Origin of the sequence: Nostoc foliaceum FACHB-393 (assembly GCF_014698505.1) — a bacterium.
Lineage (GTDB): Bacteria > Cyanobacteriota > Cyanobacteriia > Cyanobacteriales > Nostocaceae > Nostoc > Nostoc foliaceum_A.
On sequence record NZ_JACJTD010000003.1, the window covers coordinates 90,066 to 113,741 of the forward strand.

At 40.4% G+C, this 23,676-nt stretch carries 21 protein-coding genes and 1 pseudogene; 6 read left to right on the plus strand and 16 right to left on the minus strand.

From position 1 onward, the window contains the following. Positions 1-3: 3 nt before the first annotated feature. The 6 genes from H6G92_RS03755 to H6G92_RS03780 all read right to left on the minus strand — a co-directional run bounded on the left by H6G92_RS03755 (position 4) and on the right by H6G92_RS03780 (position 6,761). Positions 4-825 (minus strand): hypothetical protein, encoded by an 822-nt coding sequence (locus H6G92_RS03755; RefSeq protein ID WP_190890911.1) that lies wholly within the window; start codon positions 823-825, stop codon positions 4-6. Positions 826-937: 112 nt separating this feature from the next. After that, a complete protein-coding gene (locus H6G92_RS03760; protein ID WP_190890913.1) occupies positions 938-1,999 on the minus strand; it encodes a hypothetical protein in 1,062 nt (353 codons plus the stop codon). Between the two features lie 127 nt (positions 2,000-2,126). Further along, complete coding sequence (locus H6G92_RS03765; protein WP_190890915.1) at positions 2,127-2,942, minus strand: hypothetical protein; 816 nt, start codon at positions 2,940-2,942, stop codon at positions 2,127-2,129. 111 nt (positions 2,943-3,053) lie between these two features. Beyond that, a complete protein-coding gene (locus H6G92_RS03770; protein WP_190890917.1) occupies positions 3,054-5,801 on the minus strand; it encodes a hypothetical protein in 2,748 nt (915 codons plus the stop codon). Beyond that, the gene (locus tag H6G92_RS03775; protein ID WP_190890919.1) at positions 5,755-6,126 is read right to left on the minus strand and encodes a hypothetical protein; all 372 of its coding nucleotides are present in this window, start codon (positions 6,124-6,126) and stop codon (positions 5,755-5,757) included. The genes H6G92_RS03770 and H6G92_RS03775 overlap by 47 nt, the downstream gene beginning before the upstream one ends. A gap of 14 nt (positions 6,127-6,140) precedes the next feature. Continuing rightward, on the minus strand, positions 6,141-6,761 hold the full coding sequence (locus H6G92_RS03780) for a hypothetical protein (RefSeq protein WP_190890921.1): 621 nt from the start codon (positions 6,759-6,761) through the stop codon (positions 6,141-6,143). 964 nt (positions 6,762-7,725) lie between these two features. Between H6G92_RS03780 and H6G92_RS03785 the strand changes: the two genes are divergently transcribed. Next, positions 7,726-8,154: a hypothetical protein gene (locus tag H6G92_RS03785; RefSeq protein WP_190890924.1), complete on the plus strand. Its 429-nt coding sequence runs from the start codon at positions 7,726-7,728 to the stop codon at positions 8,152-8,154. 184 nt (positions 8,155-8,338) lie between these two features. Beyond that, positions 8,339-8,572, plus strand: a complete 234-nt coding sequence (locus H6G92_RS03790; RefSeq protein WP_190890926.1) for a DUF3134 domain-containing protein — start codon at positions 8,339-8,341, stop codon at positions 8,570-8,572. Between the two features lie 130 nt (positions 8,573-8,702). On the opposite strand, the gene mltA is transcribed toward H6G92_RS03790, so the two are convergent. Both mltA and H6G92_RS03800 read right to left on the minus strand, forming a co-directional pair. Beyond that, on the minus strand, positions 8,703-9,995 hold the full coding sequence (gene mltA, locus H6G92_RS03795) for a murein transglycosylase A (RefSeq protein ID WP_190890929.1): 1,293 nt from the start codon (positions 9,993-9,995) through the stop codon (positions 8,703-8,705). Positions 9,996-10,101: 106 nt separating this feature from the next. Then, positions 10,102-11,448: a proton extrusion protein PcxA gene (locus H6G92_RS03800; protein ID WP_390625401.1), complete on the minus strand. Its 1,347-nt coding sequence runs from the start codon at positions 11,446-11,448 to the stop codon at positions 10,102-10,104. 87 nt (positions 11,449-11,535) lie between these two features. Between H6G92_RS03800 and H6G92_RS03805 the strand changes: the two genes are divergently transcribed. After that, on the plus strand, positions 11,536-13,713 hold the full coding sequence (locus H6G92_RS03805) for a recombinase family protein (RefSeq protein ID WP_190890934.1): 2,178 nt from the start codon (positions 11,536-11,538) through the stop codon (positions 13,711-13,713). Positions 13,714-13,837: 124 nt separating this feature from the next. On the opposite strand, the pseudogene H6G92_RS03810 reads toward H6G92_RS03805, so the two are convergent. Then, a pseudogene (locus H6G92_RS03810) lies at positions 13,838-14,272 on the minus strand (YidH family protein); the annotation flags it as partial. A 174-nt stretch (positions 14,273-14,446) separates the two neighbouring features. On the opposite strand from H6G92_RS03810, the gene msrA reads away from it, so the two are divergent. Further along, positions 14,447-15,115: a peptide-methionine (S)-S-oxide reductase MsrA gene (gene msrA / locus H6G92_RS03815; protein WP_190890939.1), complete on the plus strand. Its 669-nt coding sequence runs from the start codon at positions 14,447-14,449 to the stop codon at positions 15,113-15,115. A gap of 35 nt (positions 15,116-15,150) precedes the next feature. On the opposite strand, the gene H6G92_RS03820 is transcribed toward msrA, so the two are convergent. Next, a complete protein-coding gene (locus H6G92_RS03820; RefSeq protein ID WP_190890942.1) occupies positions 15,151-16,344 on the minus strand; it encodes a serine/threonine protein kinase in 1,194 nt (397 codons plus the stop codon). 277 nt (positions 16,345-16,621) lie between these two features. Here H6G92_RS03820 and H6G92_RS03825 point away from each other — a divergent pair, with 277 nt between their 5' ends. Continuing rightward, positions 16,622-16,942 (plus strand): addiction module antidote protein, encoded by a 321-nt coding sequence (locus H6G92_RS03825; protein ID WP_190890945.1) that lies wholly within the window; start codon positions 16,622-16,624, stop codon positions 16,940-16,942. 49 nt (positions 16,943-16,991) lie between these two features. Here the strand turns inward: H6G92_RS03825 and rfbB are convergent, their stop codons facing one another. The 4 genes from rfbB to pedR form a co-directional block, all read right to left on the minus strand. Then, positions 16,992-18,053, minus strand: a complete 1,062-nt coding sequence (gene rfbB, locus H6G92_RS03830; protein ID WP_190890948.1) for a dTDP-glucose 4,6-dehydratase — start codon at positions 18,051-18,053, stop codon at positions 16,992-16,994. Between the two features lie 52 nt (positions 18,054-18,105). Next, entirely contained in the window at positions 18,106-19,101 is a 996-nt protein-coding gene (locus tag H6G92_RS03835) for a glycosyltransferase (RefSeq protein WP_190890950.1), read from the minus strand. Positions 19,102-19,279: 178 nt separating this feature from the next. Then, positions 19,280-19,987 (minus strand): DUF6391 domain-containing protein, encoded by a 708-nt coding sequence (locus H6G92_RS03840; protein WP_190890952.1) that lies wholly within the window; start codon positions 19,985-19,987, stop codon positions 19,280-19,282. A 392-nt stretch (positions 19,988-20,379) separates the two neighbouring features. Beyond that, positions 20,380-20,643, minus strand: coding sequence for a photosynthetic electron transport-dependent transcriptional regulator PedR (pedR, locus tag H6G92_RS03845; RefSeq protein ID WP_012410583.1), 264 nt, complete (start codon positions 20,641-20,643; stop codon positions 20,380-20,382). 365 nt (positions 20,644-21,008) lie between these two features. On the opposite strand from pedR, the gene H6G92_RS03850 reads away from it, so the two are divergent. After that, positions 21,009-21,986: a carbohydrate kinase family protein gene (locus H6G92_RS03850; RefSeq protein WP_190890954.1), complete on the plus strand. Its 978-nt coding sequence runs from the start codon at positions 21,009-21,011 to the stop codon at positions 21,984-21,986. Here H6G92_RS03850 and H6G92_RS03855 read toward each other — a convergent pair. Together H6G92_RS03855 and H6G92_RS03860 are read right to left on the minus strand one after the other, a co-directional pair. Continuing rightward, positions 21,983-22,747 (minus strand): HIRAN domain-containing protein, encoded by a 765-nt coding sequence (locus H6G92_RS03855; RefSeq protein ID WP_190890957.1) that lies wholly within the window; start codon positions 22,745-22,747, stop codon positions 21,983-21,985. The two genes, H6G92_RS03850 and H6G92_RS03855, sit on opposite strands and share 4 nt — an antisense overlap. Continuing rightward, positions 22,744-23,655, minus strand: coding sequence for a HipA-like protein (locus H6G92_RS03860; RefSeq protein ID WP_190890959.1), 912 nt, complete (start codon positions 23,653-23,655; stop codon positions 22,744-22,746). Before H6G92_RS03860 ends, H6G92_RS03855 begins: the two co-directional genes overlap by 4 nt. Positions 23,656-23,676: the final 21 nt, after the last annotated feature.

The window sequence follows — 23,676 nt, forward strand, 5'->3', positions numbered from 1 at the left end:
CGTTTATCTTATGAAGTTATCAGATGTTCTACTTCCGCATTCTTTTAATTTATCTTCGTTCAGATTGTTGTAGTCATCTAGCAAACATAGATTACGAATTTCATAAATTTCTAATTTGTCAGCACGGATACTATAAATTGCTTTTTGCAGGGTAGTACCATTGCCTGCTTGTGAATTAGCAAAATAATCTGTTGCGCGAACAAGTAAATCTTTATTAAAAGGAGTTATGAGTTCTGCACCACCAACTCGGTTTTTTTGAATTAAGTCAGCTACCATACCCACTCGCCACTTACCTGGGGCAATTTGTTTTGGTGGATAAACTCGCTTAATAACTAATTGTGATGTCATAACTTGGTTGGCATTTTCAGAGAAAACTTCTGGCGGTGTCATTTCTGCAACTGTGCTTAAGAAACCTTTGCGAAAGTCTTCTGATAAGGCAAAACTAGCTATCCAACTGCTGGTACTAATTTTTTGGCTATTACCTTGAGGTGTTCTAATAAGAATTCCTAAATCTGATTTGGGGTTTGCAACTTCTTCAATAGTTTGTGCTGGCAAGGTTCCAGACCAACTAAACATTGATATCATCGTTTTGCTGATGAATCGGCGAATTGCTTCTGGTTCTCTTTCTAAATCATCAATATCAGCTACTGGTTTCCCATCTATTAATTGCACAAAGTTGGGAGGTTTTCTCAGACTGAGTTGGCGAATATTTATCCCTTGGAATATGAATAAAAGTAAAACTAAGATATGTAAACTAAAGGTAGCGATCGCAAAAATTGTCAAAACACTTCCTGTTCTTTGTCTTTTTTCTAGTAAACGCACCATTTACTCATCTCCTCCTGCAAAAAATTTCAGCTATTATATATGATGATTTGCATATACTCAGCAGTCAGGAAACTAGCCAATACTAGATTCTTTTTAGGGAATTTTGAATTACTTATATCCTTTCCTTTACTAAAGAAGCCGTATTGCTGATAGCACTGAAGACCGCAAAACCGCCAGCAGCAGCCACAAGTAAGGATAAAATCGGTGCTAAAATTCCCAGAAAAATTATGAACCACATTAAGTCTGGATCAACATTAGCATCTTGACCTGGCCCATTTACAATAACTGCGGCAGTCAGTACAGCAATAATATTAAATGAAATCTTGGCGATTCCAATAGATAAAAATCCGGTCAGCCATGCAAAAATTGGTTTACCAGCTACAGGTAGTAAAGATCCACCTACAGCTATTGGCCCTAAAGCTGCTATCAGCAACATAGTAGCTTCTATCAAATTCTGGAAGGCATATTGTAAGGAAACTAAGAAGTTTTTGATGCTCGTTTGGACTGTAGAACCTAACAAAGAATTAAATGAGGTTTCTGATACAACGCCAGTGCCATATCTGATACTATCTACCTTCGTTTGTAGTCTAATTATCCAGCTTTTATTTCCGTATGTATCTCTATATTTCTGCCAGAGAGTGTTAACTTTTTCGGCAGCTTTGGCAAAACATTGATTTTGTTGTTCACCAGTAAGTGATTGACAAGGACGCAGTAAAGAACCAGCTACTTCTTCAGCAACACTCATATTCAGTGCTTGCTGGTACATTTTATCTGCATCTGCTGATACCACTACTTGCTGATTCACACTGTTTAAAAAATTCCGCATTCCCAATGTCAGATTAGAAAGTATACTTCCATTACCTGAATTACTTAACAGGATTACCACTAGGAAAGGCCAAATTAAAGCTGATATGGGACGGGTATATTCGTAGGATATTAAGTCTTTGAGGAATTGTACCATAAAAAATAACAGGGTACCTACCGCAAAAAAAATACCCAGATTTGTCAGTGCTCCATACAAGTTATCACTAGTGTTGTTTTGTAATAAATCCAGCCATTGTTTGTCCCAACCTTCAGCAATACTTTGGGAAGTTGCAGTACCATTATCGAGAATCTCATCAATGCCTACTTGAATGCCTACTTGGGCAAAAATTAGTCGAATAGCAAGTTGCATTTTGCGTTTTTGAATATTTTTTAGATTTTTTTGCTTTCACAAAGAGACAAAATTGTTCAACTTCAGGTGAAAGTCAGTAAGCAAAAAAGCTTTCTCTCGTTCCAAGCCTCTGGCTAATCATGAAATCTTATTTATCAACTTTTCTGCCAAACAAATCTAGTTGAGAAGTAGCGCGTAAAAGTCCCGCAGCTTCTGTAGATGTTTCTACTCTCCGAGCGCGATTCGCCTCTTCTGCCTGTTGAGAAATGTTTGCCAAGTTTAAGTTAGAATATTGCAAAGACTGCTCTAATTGCGTAGATTTTGCGTATGATTCTCCGACAATTTTTATCTGCTCTTTTTGGATTTTAAGTGATTCTTGGTTCGTAATTAACAATGGTGCTAAACCCTGAGAAAGGACTGTTGCTACAGTGTCAACAATACCATTTTTATCCTTAACACCACCTAGAACACTTTGCCTAAATTTCTCAATTTCGTTCATTAATTCATTGTCCTGATTTACATCTGTAACACTCTCAAGAGCTTGTTGAATATTTTCTAGTTTTACTTTTGTCCGAACTTGTCCATTCTCACCGAGTACGCCTTCGGCTGCTCCACGGGTGATTACACGATTGAGTTCATTACTAACTAAATTTCCATGCACAGCGGAATTGTTTTCAAAGCGGTCTGATTTAGAATAGAGAATCAAATTATCACGAACCTTTTGTCCAGCATCAACAGGGTTAGGTATATTTAATTCTCCCCTGGAATTACTCAGAGCATTTTGACTCTGTACTTCTACAGGCTTTAAGTTGTCGCTCAGATTATATTGAAGGTAGTTTTGTAAATCTGTGGAATATGATTGAAAATCAGTCCAAACCTGGCCTAATCCCGTCTGAACTTGTGCCATTGCTGGTAGGATTGCCAGGGATAGCAGCGTAAAAGTAAAAATGGTTGTTTTTCTCATACATCTATGCCTGAAAAAGGTAGACTAAATTAAGTTATTGAGTCGTAAATTTAGCTTTTTAACTATGATTTATAACTTTTTTACCCATTGTTAACTGCTTACAATACACGATTAACTACTACGTAGTGTAGCCACTAACTGACGTGCAAATGCAGAAATTGCTTCATATTTATCGCTGTGAAGTTCCATCATTTTGCTGCGTGCAGTTTGTTCATAAGGGTTATTAGCAACTGCTGCCAATTGTTCGTAACCTGGGTAGTAACGGCAGAATGTATAAATACCGTTATCATCTAATAGCCATTGGCTATAAACACTTTCTTTCCGGGGAAAAAAGCTTTCTGAGGCATTACGAGCAATAATGTTGCGGGGATACTTTAAGATATCTGCAAAACTATCCACTGCAACTGGCTGAATGCGTCCAATCAACCGTGTTGTCAGGTTTTGCAAAATTTTAGATGCAGCTTTAGATTTGGCAATAGTATCAGGATCTTGCCCTGATAAAATGACTCTGATGCCGGCTTTAGCACCGTTCGCACAAATTCTCCCAACTAAGTCGGAAATTTGCTCGAATTCAAATAGAATTGGTGCTTCGTCAATGAAGAATATAGAAGCTGGACTACTTAATGCGCGTCGTAGTGCTGCTGAATAGGCACTCAAAGATAGTACGGCTGCATCTTCACTATCTGATAGGTTTCTGAGAGCAAAAACTAAAAGTTGTGCATCGGTAGGAAAGCTAGATGGTGCAGAAATAGCTTGTCCCACACGGCTAGAAAGCCAAAACCGCAACCGGAGTTGAATTTGACTGAGAGCGTCTTCTACTCTGCCAGTTAAAGTACTTAGCTGCAAGTGTTCTGGGGAACAAAAATAGAGAAAATCTTTTAAAGTAGGGGTTTTTTGCCAAGCCTGAGTACCAAATCCTCCCGCCATCGCCTGTCGATATCGCTCTTTTATGCCCTCATCAGCAAAGAAGGCTTCTAATGCTAAGTTGAGCAGCGATCGCACGGTTTGCGATAAAATTTGACTTTCAGTCGATGATCCTAAAACCATTGTCATCAATGCTGATTCTAGGAAGGCGGTATAGTCGTTAAAGCGATCGCGCTGTTGTTCTGGATCTAGCGATCGTAAATCTGGCTGTTCAAATAAGTTATTCGATTGTTTGGAGATATCGAAATAAGCTCCATTCCCCTCCATAAACTCTGTATAGTCTGTGAATGTAGATGTACCATCAGGTTTAGGGAAATCTAACGCCACTACAGGAATACCATGCGCCAACGCCTGAGTCAAAATCCCTGATACCAACACCGATTTACCAGCACGAGTTGTGGCAAACAAAGCTAAATTTTTGTGTTGATTAAACAAATCTAAATGTATGGGTGTTCCACCTTCTTCAGCAATCAACTCAAAGCCTTGTTTATCACCCCGTTTAGTTAAGACTAAAGGCATCAATCCGGGAACTTCACTTGTTAAATATAGCTGGCGACGATTAAAGGGTGTTGCTAACAAACCTTCCCAAACTATCGGTAGAGTTTGTAGCCAGATTTTCCACGCATACTCAGTTTCCCTAATTACCCTTGCTGGACGTTGAAAACAGTTTTCAATATATCTTGTTGCCTCATCTAATTTATCGACAGTTGGACGATGTACCAAAATAGCGATACTCGTATAAATCGGTACTGCACCTTCAAATAATTGTTCTTGTGCTGCTACCGATTTCTTCAACTTTAATTGAGCGTTGACATCAATAGTTTTGCTTTTTTCTTGAGCCATGATTGTTGTCATGTTTGACTGTTTCAGCACTCGTTGCAAAGTAGTTTTCACCAGTGCTGGATTTGCCGCAGTCAACTCACAAAAAATTTCTGTATCTACTACTGTTTCTCTAGCCAACAGTTCCCATAAATAGCGCAGTTGAGCAGATTTATTTGGCCAACCTCCGGGTTTTTCGAGAAATGAGAGTGCGCCAATATAACGATTGTTAACATTAACCCAGCGGCGATCGGCACAAGGTACGCTAGACTCCATCAGCAAAGTTGTGCCGTGGATATTGTCTATCAGCAATTTACTACTAGCTAAATCTGAATTAACTTGCTCGTGCAGTCCTTGTTCATCCAAAGTCATTAACTGGGGAATCTCTATTGGCTGTGTATCATTAAACCTTTTCCAGATGTCCTCCCAGAGTTCATCAGCTGTCAAAGGCTTTACATCCAATCCCATTTGGTTAGATAAAATTTGTTCCCAGCGGAGGAAACCCTGTTTGTAAGCATTTGTAATCAGGGTTTCGATGCGTTGGTTTTCTACTTCTGAGAGTTCACCTTTAAATTTCAACCACCATGATTCAGCTTTGACTAAAAGCTTCTCTATCCAATCATCTGCATTTGCGGAGTTAGATTCAACGGTGTAAGTGACATAAATCCGCAAAAATTTTGGCTTCCGAACACCAGAAATAGTCAGTTCTTTGATTCTGGCTCTCTCTGCCATCAACAAATATTTGATATCTCGTGATGGCGCATTCCTGATTAGCGATGCTAATTCTTTTTGGCGCTCTTTGTCGGAACTAAAAGATCCCAAATGCAGTGTCATTCTTTCACCGCTAGGGATGTCTTTCAATCCGGCTTCAATGTTATTAAAGAGTGTATCGATTTGTTCGGGTCTTAAAGTGGTATGAATTCCCTTACAGTCAAAACCAAAAACAAAGCAGAACCGATCTTTTTGAGTGCCTTTTGCCAAAAGGTAAGCACCAATATCACGTCCATTCATTGCTACACGTAGCATTGTCGCCAAGTGTAAGGCATCTTCAAATGGCGTTAATCTACTTTCATTTCCGGCGACGCCGACGCTTTGTTTTCCGATTTTTTGCTTCATGGTTAACTTCCAGTAAGCTTTGATAACGAGCAAAGCCTCTTGTCCAAGCGGGAACACCAATAAATTTACTTAAAAAACTCCAACTCCTACCACCAGTTAAAATCCACCAAGTTCCTATTCCCCAACCAGTCATTAGTACTGTCCACAACCATTTTTGAAACTCTTCTTCAAAAAGACCCCCAAAAATTCCATTGATAATAAAGTAGGAGGCTAAGGCAATTACTGTCCAAGGAAGAATTTGATCGGCCGGAATTGGGCCTAGTGAGGGTTGGCTTCCCAGAACCTGGTTGACTGGACGAAATTCTTGTTCCCGCTCTTGAGACATTTGAAATATCTGAATTATTTACTGCTATCGCCAATTACAAAGCGTGTGAGTACATCAGCAATGGTAACAGCAACAACCACCAATAAGGGTGTTCTGGCAATGCTTTGCCAATCTTCATCTTTACGCACTGCGTTAATCACACCAACCAAAGAAATTGCAATATAGAGTAAGTAAATTGCCCGCAACACATTAAATATCAAACTTACTGCTGTGTCGCTACCACCAGCATTTGTTGACGAGCCATCTTGTAAGGTTTTTTTGAAAAACTTTTCAGCTTCCCCAAAAAACTGTGCTTGTGCAGGGGCTGCAAAACAGTCTAACCAATATAAACTCAGAATGATGGCTGCTGCTAAAATTTGTAATAATATTAGCGATCGCCTTGGTAAATTCACCTGCTGCCCAATTTGCTGGGTGATGACTGTAATTAAACTACCAACTAGTAAACAAAAAAGTAGGATAGGACTTTTTAGGCTGATAACGCTTACAAGTACAGCACAAGCAATTAAAAAGGGTATAGATTCAACCAGAATCATCAAGCTGGATTTCAGCCCCAGTCTTAACTTATGAGATCCTTTGACTGTGCTACCAGTTAAAGCTTTGAAAAAGTTTCTCCCATGAGAACTTTGTCTAGACATTTGCTAATTTTCCTATGATGTACTTGAGTGTTGGTTGTCTAAAAATTTACAATGCTTAAATCAATTTAACATGATTTAACATTTATTTTTAACCAAATTTCTGAACTTGCAGTAAAGTCTTACATTATATACAACTATTATTAAGTTAAATAAATATTAATATTTATTTAAAAGCAAGTATGCGTCATTTGAGAAGCTAGGTTGTGAGCCTCAAACCAGAACTCGCTCCCACAGTCCTCCTCAAGTTTTGCCCTGCTAGCGATTTAGCCTCATTTAGAGGTTAGGGAATGCAGTAAAAAAGGGAGATAATATTTGGGAGCATATTAAAGTGTGAGTTTTATATTTAACCTTCAGAAGACCATGTAAGTAAGTCCTACCAAGGTTAGCAGCATTATTCATACAGAATTAATACAGAAATTTGCGCCAAGATAGTTATATCTCATACTGACATATCTTAAGTTATATGAACACTACTACATAATGCTATCAAATTAAGTATTTATTCTCTTCTTTTACCTAGAATTGGTAAAAATTAAAACTAGTTAATAAGCGTATTTAGTTGTCTAAAAGTAGGAATTCAATACAACCTTGCTGTTGTTGCTGGTCTAATATCCCTAATATCTATGGGTCAGAATAGTTAAAAAAAGTTCACTCGTCAACTATGTTATAATTAGATAGTTGAGAAATATTTTCGGTCATGTAACTGACTATTATAGACACCTCTCCGAATCTAAATCTCTACACCCTTTGATTCTGGGGGTGTTTTATGTCAGTTTATATTGCCAATCTATCCTTTAGAGATGAGAGTCTTCAGCATTGCAAAAATTGAAATTTTTAGTTAGCCAAACTGTATTGGAATATTTAGTGTAAAACTGATACATCTAACTGTCCCAAGATGTGCTATTGGAACGGACAAGTTTAGTGTGTCACAAGCCCAGATAATATACGGTTACTACTTGAACTTATGCCAACGGATATAATTACCCGTCCTGAGTCACTTACAGAAGATTGCTTCTTTACTTATGCCCTTGGGACTGATTTGCACGATACTAATTCGACAGCCCAATATTTACGCAGAATCAGGAAAGAAGATAAACCCTATATCGACATAGCTGTTTCTCCCAGACCTGGCTATCGGTTTGAGGTTTGCCTGATCCCAGTTGAAGGGTTCGCTAAAGAAACAATATTGACAAAAGATGGCTTCGCCAAAGCTTTAGCGATTATTTGTGCTGTATCTAACAAAGCTAGGAAGCGATTCCCCTCAGGAAACGGACAAGAGATTGTCCGGTGTCAATTTAGCAACTTAGCTGATGCAGTCGCTGTAGCAAATAGATTGTCTGCATTACCCTCTAATATGTATGAAACTCTCGCCAAGCTACCAAATGCCTTATAATATTGCGTCCGCTTGAATATTTATTATTTAGGACTGACACAAAGAGATTTTAATGGTAAGTAACTAGACGGACTTGAGATTAAAAACTCAATGCTTCATACTTCATCTGTTGAAAAAAGTCTTGTTATACAAGACTTTTAACCATTTTTGCACAGTGATCCATAATTCAAAGTGAGTTTTTTTTATGCCTACAAGTCCTTTACGTGAAGAACCTCGTAACCAGCGAGCGCCTGTAATTCGTACAAGTAATGAATTTATTCTTTTAGAATGGTTAAAGTCAACTGGTCGTCTGATAGAGCGGGAACATCAAGAATCTGAGTATCTAAATGAAGTAGAAGAAATTTCAGAAATGATAGACCTTGACGATATCCCTTACGATCATGACGATGACGATTCTGACATGGATATAGAAGCCTAGTAGCGTAATTCGTAATTACTTACCTGAAGGGTTTCATTGATTTGGAATCTGTACTTCATTTATGCTGAAAGGCTAAGAATCCCGACTTATCTAAAAAGTCGGGATTCTTAGTATTAAAAGGTGAGTGTGTTTAATTGTTGGACTTGAGTAATAGATAAAATAATTGTCCATTGCTGACTGTGACACCAGCGCGATCGCCTGCTAATTTCCCAGTACCCAAAAAATAATCTACCCTACCTGCACCTTTAATTGCGCCTCCAGCATCTTGGTCAAGAACATAGCGACTAACGATGCGCTCCTCCATTTTTCCGGTAGGATTAGGAAAGGGAATAGAAGTGCGAATCAACGCCAAAGCACCAGGAGGCATGAGAGATTTATCTGTAGCGATCGAACGCTCTGCCGTTAATGATACGTTGATAGAACCTTGGGCTGGATCACCGTGGTTTTCTTGAAAAAAAACGAAACTGCGATCGCGCGGAATATAAATATTTAATTCTTGGGGATGCTTTTGAAAATAGTCGAGAATAATTGGCATAGTTACACCTTCTAGCGGTAATTTGCCATCATTCGCTAATTCTCGGCCAATGCTTTTGTAGTTATAAGCGATATTACCCGCATAGCCGATTGTTGTCTGAGTCCCATCACGAAGCTGAAGTCGCGCTGAACCTTGAATTTGAGCTAAATATGGTTCGAGGCGATCGCGAAACCAAAACAACTCTAATCCTCGTAATTTCCCTTTTGCGCCTTGTAAACCATCTGCTCCTTCTAATTCTTCGCGTGTAGGATGAGGCTTACTCCAGGAGTTTAAATCAGGAGGTAATCGATAAACAGGATAACGATATTCTGCTGTGGGAACACGACTGGCTGCGTAAAGCGGTTCATAATAGGCGGTGAATAAAACAGAACCTTTGGTATCGTTACCAACTGACTGGTAAAGAACAAATTCCCGCTCGATGGCTTGATGTAATTCTGTTGCAGAATTAGTTTTTAATAAAAGTTCGCGAAATCTTTTCAAGCTTTTGATGACGCGATCGCGCGTAATCCCAGCCACCTGATAGTTTTGATAAGTAGCCGCAGCATTAGCCGTTTGCAGATATTGGAGACTGCGAGCGATCGCACTCATCAGCGCCTTTTTGTCTGGTATTTCTCCATATAAAACCTCATCTAAACAAGATGGATCATCCTGACAACAAGTAACTGGTAGCCTCTGAATCAATGGTGTTTTTTGCTTTTGTGTAAATGCATCTTGATTTTCAGCAGTCAAGGAAACTGGTATATTCCACTTTTTTACGCGACATTCTGGCGGACTAAGTTCCTGATGCGTCAAAGATTGCATCCGCACTAGCAAAATCGACAAAACCACAGGTAAGCTAATAGCGATAACTTTGTTAAACTTTGCTAACCTAGCAAGTGTCTTGTTCATCAAAATTTAAAATCTTTGAGATTATCCCATTTCCCGCAAATTCAAAAAACAAAAATAATTTAATTTCTCAACACAAAAATGTTTACTACTACCCAGCCCCCAATGCTTATTCATTCATATTACGATAAGTAGCAACTGCTGAAGGTGATATTCGGTTCAAATATCGGAATATCCAGTATTTGAAAATGGTATCTAAAATCACTGGAAATGTAGCAATAAATAAGAAGATAAAATCTCGATTTGCTGGTAATCCCCAATGGCGGGATACTCCTTCTAGGAGAACTTCCCAACCATGAGGAGAGTGGAAACCTACAAATATATCGGTAAACAAAATGATGATAAATGCTTTGGCACTATCACTAAGTCCATAGACAATATGATCAAAGAAATCTTTAATCACAGCAATAGAAGTCTTGCTAACCACTAAAAGCCATATAAAAGCAGCGACTGAAAAAATATCTGCAAAAACATTTTTGATGGCATTAGAACTTTCGTTACGAAATTCTTCAGCAAGTTCAATAGCTCTCTTTTTCATTTCAATTTCCATCCGCTCAGGCAAGAGTGGAGGAGCATTTCTAAGGAGATTTTCAAACTTGAGCTTTTCTTCAAATCTTTGTAATTCTACAAGGGCTTCTTCTTCCATTTCTGAATTGAGGAATATCTGCATTTGCTGATTGTCTCTAAAGTTCTCAACAAGCGGCCCTACTACGAAAGCTTTTGCTATCTGATGCGTTAGTAATGGTACGATAATTAATAGTAAAATAAACCTGATAGATATTATTGTTCTTCTTTGAGCTTGACGAAAACTATGAATTACCTCTTGTTCAGAATTAGGGTCTAATTCAACTTGCAAACGATTGATAGTACTTAAAATAGAGCGGGGTAAAACGCCCATCGTATCAGCTTTACGTTTTAGTTTTGGTTTTTTATCCGAGTCTTGAGTTGGTATTTTTGGTGGTACTGTTGGAGTATTTACAAGCAGCGACTTCTCATCAGATATCGCAGAGTTAATTGGCGGATTTTGAGGTTTTACTACTAAAGCTTTAGAAGTTATTTGATCAGGAATTGTTGTGTATTTGGATATAACTTGATCTATAAAGTTTAGCTTTTCCAAAACCAAAGAAGGACTGGGATGCTCTATACCTGCTTTCTGAGCAGCTTTTTGATTCTCTTCATTTAGAAACCAACGGCTTGCTCTAAACTCTGTCAGCCGCATTTTGGCAGTTTTTAATAGCTTATTTAGGTCTGACTCAAAATAATCCATCACGCTGTTACTGTATATGGCTGAGTCAATGTCTATTTTATTACCATTGAAATGCTTATTTTCTATTTCCTTAATCTTTAATGCTGCATCGTAAGCTTGATGTAAAGAACGTTCAGGAGTCTGTAAGTACCATCGGTAAGTATCAAGTAAGAAAGAATAGATTTTTTGGCTAAAAACAGAGTTTTTCATTGGAGACAATCATCCAGCATTATTTGGTGATTCTTAACCTTAAGTTAACGCACGAAGTATACTAGCAAATCTATAAGGAGAAAGTTTGTGATTTCTCATTCGGTTTGGATTGTTGGCACTAGCCGCACTGGTAAAACGGCTCGCTTGGTAGAGCAATTTTGTAGTTGGGTACAACCTGAGAAGCAGTATACTGAATCATTTTATACTAAAACACCAGGACGTAAAAAAGGCAGTCATATACCCGAATTTTTATATCTTAAACAAACAGAGCCAGGAGTTTTAGTCTTAGCTGCCAATGATGATAATCGGCGAGAATTGGGAGATATAATTGTTACATCTACATTAGGAAAATATCCCGTGCGTGCCAAGACGCCGCTAGGTTTTTTCCAGGATGAAGTTATTTTATTTTGGCCGTTGCTAATTAACTCGTTGAACTTGAAGGCACAGTTTCCGGTAAGATTGCGACCAGAAACCGAACAAGAGTTAGCAAGCAAACTCTGGCATCCCCAATTAGACGAAGAAATTTTACGGATTGCGGGAGTGAATGAGTCTCGCTTGGTGCGTCGCATCCTAGATTTATTGCAATTAGCAGCTTACAGTGGTGTACCTTGCGAAGATATTGCCCCGGTTTTGGCAAGGGGTCTGGGGGAAAATACTACAACTTTAGAGCCGGAATTTTTGGCATCTTTGTTGCTAGATTGGCGTAACTGGTGTTTAGAAAGGGGGTTACTAACTTATGGCATTATTACTGAACTTTATAGTCAGCACTTGTTAAGCGATCGCAATTACCAACAGCACCTAACTAAACGCTATCAAGCGGTACTGGCGGATGATGTCGATGATTATCCTAGCGTAGCGCGTCTTTTGTTTGACTTGCTATTAGATCAAGGCGCGGTCGGGGCCTTTAGTTATAATCCCGATGGTGCAGTGCGATTGGGATTGGGAGCAGACCCCAACTATCTAGAAGGGTTAGCAGAACGTTGTAGAGTAGAAATATTGACCGGGCCACCTCCAGAATCCCTTGGAGAGCAAGCTAAACAGATGGTGGAATTAGTCACAGAACCAATGGTGCTGTTGAGCTTACCTGAGATTGTGCATTCAATTCAAACCACCTCCCGCGCTCAACTATTGCGACAAACAGCAGAGGTAATTGCTAATGCTATCCAATCACAGCAAGTACAACCAGAACAAGTGGCGATTATTGCACCAGGTTTAGATGCGATCGCTCGTTATACTCTAGTAGAAATCCTCGTTAAGCAAAATATCCAAGTAGAATCGCTGAATGACCAACGTCCCTTAGTTAGTTCACCCGTCATTCGCGCATTACTCACCATGCTGGCACTAGTTTATCCCGGCTTGGGACGACTCGTAGACCGGGATGCCGTCGCAGAAATGCTGGTTGTATTGAGTAGTAAACAACAAGCACCAGAAAACTATACAGACGCGATTAATCGCGTCTCTACTGATATTGACCCGGTACGTGCTGGTTTGATTGCAGATTACTGCTTTGTACCTCATCCCGATCGCCCCAACTTGCTACCAGTATCAGCCTTCGAGCGTTGGGATAGAATCGGCTATGCGGCTACTACAGCCTATAATGACATATTACAGTGGTTAGAAAAGCAGCGATCGCAACAAGAACTGCGGTTAATTCCTAGTCCCATTTCCCTCTTAGACAGGGCAATTCAGCGCTTTTTGTGGAATGGTAGCAATCTTCCCTACGAACAACTAGCCGCACTGCGAGAATTATTAGAAACCGCCCAACACTACTGGGAAATTGACACCAGATTACGACAAATTGCCCCAGTGGAGACAACGCCTCACACAACTATTATCGAATTCATTCAACTACTGCGACGTGGTACGATTACCGCCAACCCTTACCCTGTGCGCCCCATCGGTGGAGCGAGAAAGGCCGTCACACTAGCAACTATATTTCAATACCGATCTAGTCGGCGATCGCACCGCTGGCATTTTTGGCTAGATGCTGGTTCACCTCTATGGGCAAAAGGTGGTGCGGCGACTTTGTTCGGTGCGCCGTTTTTCCTGCAAGACAGGTTAGGTGAACCTTGGACAGCAGAAGATGAGAAATTGGCAGAAGAACAAAGACTGCGAAGGATTTTGACAGATTTACTGTCTCGCGTATCCGAGAGAGTTTATTTGTGTCACAGCGATTTAGCCGTAAATGGACAAGAGCAACTAGGGCCGCTGTTACCCTTAGTAAATGCTTGTGTGACGGTTATTTCTGAGACTACTGTTAATTGAGTCTCTTCTACTTTCGCAAAGCTCAGATCCGCGACTTCTTTAAGAAGTCGGGGATCTTATAAAATATTTGTTTGTATAAAGTAGTGATTGTCCCCTTTTTTGCATTGGGTTTTGGGATTAATTTTTGCAAATTTCGGGACTGTGGTTGAGTTGGAACAGGAGAACCAAAAGGGACTTTATCACGCGTTAAGAGCAAAGGAATACTGAGAAGTCCCAAAATAATTACTACTCCGGTCATTATCCAAACCATTAACCTATTTGGTTTATAATCTGCTTGTTCAATTTGCCAGAAAACTTGGTTGTATCGCCACGCAGCTAACGCAACAGCCAAAATTCCAAAAATCACCAAAGCAAGACCCAAATTTTCAGAGTTGGATAATGGATTTACCGGAGTTTCTTGTTGAGTAATAGCAATATTAAGCTGGCGCAGAAATATACCAAACCGCGCAATAGCAAAACCAAAGCCAATCAATGAAATAGAAGTGCGTAGCCAAGCCAGAAAGGTACGTTCGTTCGCTTGATGCTCCCTTTGACGATCAATTTTTGGTATTTTATCCATGAGTATCTTCTGACGGCAATTTACCCTTGAAAAGTATTCATAACATTGATGAATAGCATGGACTACCGCCATAAGGTCAACACAGTCGAGTAAGGACTCTGAGAAAACCCCAAGCGATCGCTAGAATCTTTACAATAGTAAATAAGGTAAAGATATATATCAGAGTCAAAATCAATGGGACTATTCGGATTTGGCAAAAAGGCAGTTATGCCTACGCCTGAGGAAGCTTTGTCAGGAAGGGCACAATCTATGTCAGTACCCGCTGCTCATTATGTCAACAAGAATCCTTTAAAACCTCCTTATCCCGATGGATTAGAAAAGGCAATCTTTGGCTTGGGCTGTTTTTGGGGTGCAGAACGCAAATTTTGGCAACTTAAAGGAGTTTACACCACCGCAGTTGGTTACGCTGCTGGGTTCACACCTAACCCAACCTATGAAGAGGTATGTAGTGGGCGAACTGGTCACAATGAAGTGGTATTGGTTGTGTTTGATCCCAAAGTAATTAGTTATTCTGAACTGCTCAAAGTCTTCTGGGAAAGCCACAATCCTACCCAAGGGATGCGCCAAGGTAATGATGCTGGCACTCAGTATCGTTCGGGAATTTATGTATATTCCGAAAGTCAAAAGCAGCTAGCAGAAGCATCGCGGGAAGCTTATCAGCAAGCTCTCAACGATGCAGGTTATGGCAAGATTACTACAGAAATCTTGGATGCGCCGGAATTCTACTACGCTGAAGCTTACCATCAGCAATACCTGGCTAAAAATCCTAACGGGTATTGTGGTTTAGGAGGGACAAATGTTTCTTGTCCCGTCGGTGTAGTTGAATCGCAAATTAGTAGTTAGAAATAAAGTAGGGGCGCACATCTGTGCGCTTCTACTTAAAATACAGATTTGAGTACAGCGATCGCGCGAATCCACAACATAATACTAATAGGCGCTCCAAGTAGAATACCAGCGATCGCCCAACCTCTTTGATGCGCTCTGAATTGTTCAATACTGCGCCACGGCCTACTTTTCCAAGCCCATTCATTGCCTTTAGCACCAAGTGCGATCGCCATTAACCACCAACCGTGGGGTATAAAACAGAATAGCCCATACCACACTTGATTAGGCCACATCCACAGCCAAGGCATCAAAAATGCGCCCCAATTCCAACCGAGAATTTCTTCTGGAACTGTTTCATTGTAATTATTTATTCCGCATCCAGAATTGTTAATTATTTCTTTTAGCGGTAAAAGTTGATTCCTGTTTGCAGATTTAACAGCCAGACCAGATTTGAGAACATTCAGCGCTTCGCGGGCACTAGTAAATCGTTGTTCTGGAGCGGGTTCTATCAACTTTTGTAGCCAACTTACAAAACTGGGACTCAGGTTAACTCGGTCTGTAAATTGCAGTCGTAAATCCTGCTGGGGTAAATCAGAAGGGGAAGTTCCAGTTAACAAATGAATCAAAGTTGCACCCAGTGCATAGAGGTCTGAAGCCGCAACCGCTCGACCACCGAATTGTTCCATTGGGGCATAACCATAAGTACCCACAACCGTAAAAGTAACGCCTTCTTTTGCCGCTTTATCTTGAACTGCCCCAAAATCAACTAAATAAATCCGGTTATCTTCGCCCCAGATTAAATTACTCGGTTTAATATCTCTATGCAACACCCCTGGATTCAACTCATGTAGATACGTGAGAATATTTAAAACCTCAACAGCAATTTTTCTAGCTCGCTTTTCACTAAATCTTTTGCCAACAGCAAGTTTATCCTTGAGTGATTCACCAGGGATATATTCTTGTATTAAGGCAAACCAGAGTGTGCGATCGTCGATACAAAAATAATCAATATATTGAGGGATGCGGGGATGATTTAGCTGTTTAAGTATTTGTGCTTCCCTCTCAAAAAGTTTCAAGTCATCCCACTGCACAGTACCGCCAAAGGCTAAAAGCTTGACCACAACGGTCGAATTTTCGCCATTAGAGGCTTGTAAATCCAATGCTTGCCAAGTTTGACGAATTCCATTGTTGCCTAGTTGGCGTTGGATTTGATAACGATCTTGTAATATCTGTTCTGGTTGCAGCATCTTACACCTGCTGGCAATTTACTCTGATTCCCTTACTATTCAAGGATAGTCATTATCTAGAGAAACTGTGGGAGCTAGATAATTTTTTGAAAGCAGTTGAGAATTTCAACTTTGAGGTTCCCTAGGAGATTGGTGCGAATTTTCTTTGGTTCCGGTTATCGTGTCTATTTCGGCGAAGATGCTGAAAATGTTGTTGTCATACTGTGTGGAGGCGACAAAAGCACACAGGTTGAGGACATTTAGGACGCAAAAGCTTACTGGAAGGAGTATCTAAGCCGTGAGAAAATTTAGAACACTCGATGAATTTGAAGAAGAATACTTCCGTAACAACCCGGAAGAAATCGACGATTATTTGACCCAGATATTTCAAGAATATTCAGAAGACAACCATTCCGGCGCATTATTGGCATCCTTGCGCGTTGTTGCTCGTGTACGCGGAATTAGTGAGATAGCCGAGCAAACAGGCATTACACGCCGGAGATTGCAAAAAGCCTTATCCAGCAATGGCAACCCGCGCCTTGAAAACGTCAATTCCATCATGAAGGCGCTGGGATATTGTCTTACGCCGCAAAAAATCATGTCTCCAGCGACAGAGTGAATCACAACAGTAATTATCGATTGTGACATTATTGGGTGCAGAATGTGGGTTACAAATAATTTTTGCGATAGTAAGCTTGATATTCCGCAGACAGCAGAGGTTCCCACCAATCACGATGATTGAGATACCATTCAACTGTTAAACGTAAACCCTCAGCAATCGTTACTGAAGGTGTCCAACCAAGCTGAGTTTTAATCTTGTTCGCATTAATTGCATATCTCCGATCATGTCCCTGTCTATCCTTGACAAAAGTAATCAATTCTTTTGCCGGACGCACTGGTAAATCAGACGCTAATTCGTCCATCATTTGACACAAAAGTTGCACCAGATTGAGATTTTCTACCTCATTGTTACCACCAATATTGTATGTTTCTCCTGGTTGACCATGATTAATTACCACATCTAAAGCACGACAATGATCGCCTACATAAAGCCAATCGCGGACATTTTTACCATCACCATAAACAGGTAATGGCTTACCTATCAAAGTGTTGATGCACATCAAAGGAATTAGCTTTTCGGGGAACTGATAAGGGCCGTAATTATTAGAACAATTTGTGATAATTGTCGGGAGGTTGTAAGTATGGTAATAAGCACGCACTAAGTGATCACTACCGGCTTTTGAGGCTGAATAGGGACTATTGGGAGCGTAAGGTGTAGTTTCACAAAAAGCTGCATCATCTGGGCCCAAACTACCGTAGACTTCATCAGTAGAAACGTGTAGAAAACGATAATCAGATGGCTGTGCTTTTGTCTCCCAATGTTGCCGAAAAGCTTCTAGCAGGGTGAAAGTTCCTACCACATTAGTTTGGACAAAAGCCGCTGGCCCAAGAATCGAACGATCAACATGAGATTCAGCAGCAAAATGGGCGATGGTATCTATATTTTCGGTTGATAATAACTCGTCTATGATGGTGCGATCGCAAATATCCCCCTGTACAAACCGGAAATTCTCTCTTCCCTCAACCAGCGCCAAATTCAGACGATTTCCCGCGTAGGTAAGCGCATCCAACACCACCACCCGGTCATCTGGATAAACCTGACACCAGTGATGGACAAAATTCGCCCCAATAAACCCCGCACCCCCAGTAACTAATAACCGCCGACTCATTAAATTTCCTCTCTTCTCTCTGTGTTCTCTGCGCCTCTGCGGTGCGTTTCTATTACTTAAAATATTTCTTCCTCAGCTTCCCATATATTCTCTGAGCGAGTAATTTCGCCACACGTAATTTCGTCAAACTCTTAATATTAGATGGTTGCTGGATCTTGTGATCAAAAAACTCATTTAACTCATCCAAAATTACTTGGAAACGCTTAATAATATTTTCAGTTCGATATTCAGCCAGAAACTCTTCAGACAAACTAAAAGCTACTGAAGAATCAATCACCTTCAGAATCCGTTGGACATCATATTCTTGCGAATATCCAGCAATTTTATAGCAATTAAATCCAGGGTCTAAGTAATCAGCCAGTCCACCGTTGACACTAGAAAATACTTGGCAACCACAGGCAAGAGCTTCCATTGGTTGTAGACCGAATCCTTCGCTAACACGCTGTTGCGCCCAGTACTCAGCCGAATCATAAAGATAAACCTTCGCTCGGTTGAATAGTCCAGGTAAATCCTCTATATATGAATCAACAACCAATACTTTACAACGTTTTTGCAACGCTGGAATCAATTCTTGAATTAAATACTCAGAAGACTTCCGAGCCTGAACTAAAACATCAATATCTCGTTCAAGACCTAAATTTTCAAACTCATCAGAAATTTGATTCGGCAAATAATAAATCAGGGAATTAGGTGATTTTTCTCCCCAATATCCCATTGTATAGCGGCTAACAGTGATGATCGGAATACTCGCAGGTAGCTTAAATGGATAACCTGCACTATGTGCATGGTAGACGACATTGTATTGCTTAAGTTTAACCACGAGTTGAGCTATATCAAATCCCCAACTGATGACAAAAATTACATCATTTAAATTTTCCTCTTTTAGCAAATCATCGATAAAAAGCTTACCTTTTTCGCGTTGGCGGTAAGTTACAACATCAGCACTACAGAACTGCTGCACCAGATTAAGTGCTTTTAACTCAGCCCAAAGACCACCACAGGCAAATTTGCCATCTGTACCGGGGAGTAAAAAGTAAAGCTTTCTCATAATTTTTTTAAGGGAGTACCGCAAGGCGGAAGTCAAAAATCAAAAGTCAAAAGTCAAAAGTAACTCATGCTTTAATTTTGGGCTTTCTGGCTGTAATCAAATGGTAGGTTTATTTCCGCCGACCTGTACTAGATGGAGAAAAACTATGGAGAAAAATTTTTTGTCTCCCTCATCCCCGTCATCCGTACTCTTGCCAGCCCACTTTAACAAAATGTGCCTCACGCCCCCAAACATCGCTTCTACGGGTAATATTTTCAATTGTTAGGTTAAAAGGAATGGCAGTTGTTAAGTAACGCTGTGCCATAGAACCTAAATCGGGTGCGAGTTCAGCGGCTGTCGTCGCTGCTAACCCCAAACCTATAAGTTGCTCGATTGGTCGAAATGGTAGTAGCAGATGCACACCGACAGCTAGTCCAGCGGTTAAGAGCATTGCTACTGATAAATTGGTGCCACAACGGGGATGTACAGCCAAATCCCATTCTCCACTCGTGAGGCGATGTCGAGCCAGTATGACTGCACGCCGCAAATCACTAATATTCACCTCACCATAAAGGTAAAATCCCTGCTCAGTAGACAAACCGCCTAATAGTTCGTTATCTAGTTGAACGTTAGTAGGTTCTCCTTTAGGAGAATAAGAACTTTTTGATTCGCTAAGAACCCAAACAGTAGCGTGTTCTAAGGCGTGAACCTGCCGTATCATTAAAATTTCTTGCAACCCTGGAATAAACGATAGCTGTCTGAGTAAGTCGGCATCTTGTGTGGGTTGCACAAAGTCTGAAAATCGGTCTTCAAGACTCGGAATTTTTTCAGATACAGGTGTCGTAAAATCAAAGTTAAAAAATTTAAAGGGAGACGAGCTACCCTGAAAAGAAGCGGAAGTATTCATTGGAACACTACTCCCAAAGCCGATGGGGCAACATAGATTTCTTTCAAATGTAACGCTTGTACCACTGAATTGTTGCTAATTTTTGTGGATGATTGTTGAGTTTGAGCATTGGGCATTGGTTATTAATTATTCTCCTCTGCCCTTCTGCTGCTGTGCGTAAGTTTTAAATCTGTTCTGCTGAATTTGGAAAGGAATTCTGATCTTTATAGTTTCCGAGTCCGAGGGTCAGCTGGCTCCATTAACATAAACTCCGGCTGAGTGAAGGACTCGGAACTTTTGGTAGAGTGTTCACACTGAAAACTTAGGCGTGAGGAGGGAAACAATCACTAAACCTCAAAATTGGCTTGTGAATATACCAGACCAAAGCAATTACCTTGCTACTAGTAAATTGTTTATTCGATCTGGTTAGGCAGAAGACAGCAATTGACATCATTCAAACAGACTTTGCCCCACTGTAAAGCCCAGCGGACAAGAGCTACTCGATTTTCTGTCTCGGTCTTTGTAAGAATATTACTGATATGGTTATCAACTGTACGCTTGCTAATCTCCAGTTTTCCTGCAATCTCTTGGTTAGTTAAGCCAGCGGCTACTAAGTCGATAATTTGCAGTTCTCTGTCTGACAGACTAACGGGGGTCTCAGACTTGCCACCAGCCATGACTATTTCTATCCTCCCTTGGTATATGTACTTAATCACTCTTTCTAATTCTAGAAGATTCTTTTGTTGGGAGGGGTTTCAAGTGTTAGCAGTAATACGATTGTCAATATTTTCTTTGGATTTCAAGTTGCTAAGAATATAAAGCATAAATTTACGCCAGTCTTATATAATACAATTTTTTATAAAAATATTAAGAATAAATGCTTAGAAAATTTTAGTAATAATCAGAAGCATATAGATGTTACGGGAGTAGTAAAAATTGCTATTTAATTCTATGAAGGACTGGCGACAGATTAGCAAGAATTGTTGTAGATTTTATACTGTAAATTCCTAATCCAAAATCGAAATCTAAAATCTAAAATGAAATGAGCAATCCCCGTGTTTTGTGCCTCGGTGAAGTTTTGTTTGATTGTTTAGCCGATCAATTAGGGCTAAAGCTGGAAGAAGTGAAATCTTGGATTCCCTATCCAGGAGGGGCACCAGCTAACGTAGCCTGTGCTTTAGTCAAGCTGGGAACGCCAGCAGGATTTATCGGAGCCGTTGGTGAAGATGAACCAGGGAATGCACTGGTCAAGCTATTACAAGATGTAGGTGTAGATACAACGGGGATACAACGCCATCCCACGGCACCAACGCGGCAAGTTTATGTTACACGGGATCTGGCTGGCGATCGCACTTTCGCTGGATTTGGTCAGTATGACACCGCAGAATTTGCCGATACTCGCCTGCAAGCCAAACAATTGCCAAATTCGCTGTTTCAAGAGGCAGATTTTCTAGTTTTGGGTACTTTGGAATTAGCCTATCCTGAAAGTGAACAGGCAATTCACCGCGCCCTAGAGTTAGCAGAACATTATGACCTGAAGATTGTGCTGGATGTAAACTGGCGTCCTGTATTTTGGGACGAACCAAATATTGCTCATCAAAAAATTCCAGAATTATTTAAGCGAGTCGATTTCCTCAAACTCTCCAAAGAAGAAGCTGAATGGCTATTTGAAACCGCAGATCCCGGAGCCATCACTTACCGCCTGGCTTCCATTGAAGGAGTACTAGTAACAGATGGAGAAAACGGTTGCAGCTACTGTCTGGGTGAGAACGAAGGCAAATTACCTTCCTTTTCTATCCCTGTAGTTGATACAACTGGTGCAGGGGATAGCTTTTTGGCAGGATTCATCCACCAGTTGAGTCAGCATGGCATCCACAGCTTGCGGGATGCAGAAACAGCAAAACGCATCGTCACCTATGCCAGTGCTGTTGGGGCACTGACTACCATTAAACCAGGTGCGATCGCTTCTCAACCTACTGCTGCTGAAGTCGAAACTTTTCTAGCCTCACATCAACTTTAGGAACTAGCATAAGTAACTGGGATATCAGCCACTAAAGGCTGATACTCCTGGCTAGAAAATGGACGAAAATCTTCATCCCATTCTGCGGTCATATTGCACAATAAACGTAACTGGAGAGGTGTCGGTGCTGGGTTAACGCGCTCAACTTTCACTTTTAGAAGTTCTGAATTTTTGTTCTTGAGTTTAAAAACATCATCTACAATATATCGGGGGCAATAACCTACGATGTAATGATCCTCAGTACATAAAAGCAATGCACGCGGGTCATAGGGATTTTGAAATTCATTCGCTAAATATAATAGTTCACCCGTTTGTAATTGATTAATCCGTTCAGTTGCACAAGTAGGAAGGTGTCGCAGTCCATGTGCAAAAAAATGGATATGGTATAAACCATTCTCATCTGGTTCTGGACAGGGGAAAACTTCAAAATAATCTGTTACCTTGCGTCCACCACTCCGAGAAAGAATGCTAACTGGATCGTCTTGTCCTTCTGGAATATTTAGCGATTCAATATAATCTTTGTAGTCAGGGCGAGAGCGTCGCATTAATCGATTAGAAAACAAGGGGAAAAGTTCAACTGATGTGTATTCTTTGTTCAAGTCTGGGAAGGAATATAATAGCTGAAAATTATGTTCAGTTTTAGCTTTAACAGCACCTTGCGTATATACAAACTGATATTTTTTCCCGTCAAATGTTAAGCGACCAATGGGAAGCCAAGCGCGACTTTTAGGATCTTGCCAAGCTAAAAAAAGTGTTTTCATAGTAGGGTGTCTAGCAGCTTAGTTTGATTTAACTCCAATATCTTTTGTGCAAATTCAATTGCTGTTTGCGATATGCGATTAGATGGAATACACTCAAAAAGCTCTAACGTATCATTGCTTGACACCCTTGCTAGATTATTTAACCATACCCTGGCTGCATCTGGATACCGTTGTTGCGCTTCACAAAATGCATTAAAAGTCTTGAGAGTTTTTTGATCGCCAACTCTAGCATACAACGCAGAATTACATTTTTCTACATACGCTTGGATAGAAAAGCCAGCGTCTTTTGTGGTTAGTCTGTTTTTTCTTTTAGAATCAGACTCGTTTCGACCAAGACATGAGGCGTGGTCATAGGTTGGTGCTAGATAGATATTCTCTTCCAAACTGATGAATGCCCAATTTTCATGGTGTCGATCACTATTCCCGATCCAAGCATCTAAAAGTAAATACCCAACAAAAGTTTCTGTCGCATAACTAATTCTCTCTGGTGGTGTCCAGTTTATAGGTAAATTAACTAAAGCATCTCCGATAGCATTGAATACATTATCAATTGTGTGTTGGGACAGGTCTTTAGAATCTTGTGGATAATTAGATACTATGCGAGCCAGAATTTCATTACCAAGGGTCAAGCTTCCACCTTTTTGAGACGGTAAAAATGAGGGTGAAATGATGCCATTTTCGTCATTGTATACCGCCAGTTCATAATAAGCATGAGGTAGCCCAAGCAACTCGCACAACTCGGCTGCAATCTTCTCTGCCCAATCTTCTCCTGTGTTTGGTCTAGCTTTCTTAAATAGACAACGACCTAGATCGTGATGACGAAACCAAAACTTTTCTTTTGTTCCCAAATCTTCATCAGCCTCTGGGGCATCTAGGGGAACCTCAATAAGAGGAAACTGCTCTGGCATAATTTATGAGAAAGCCTGATT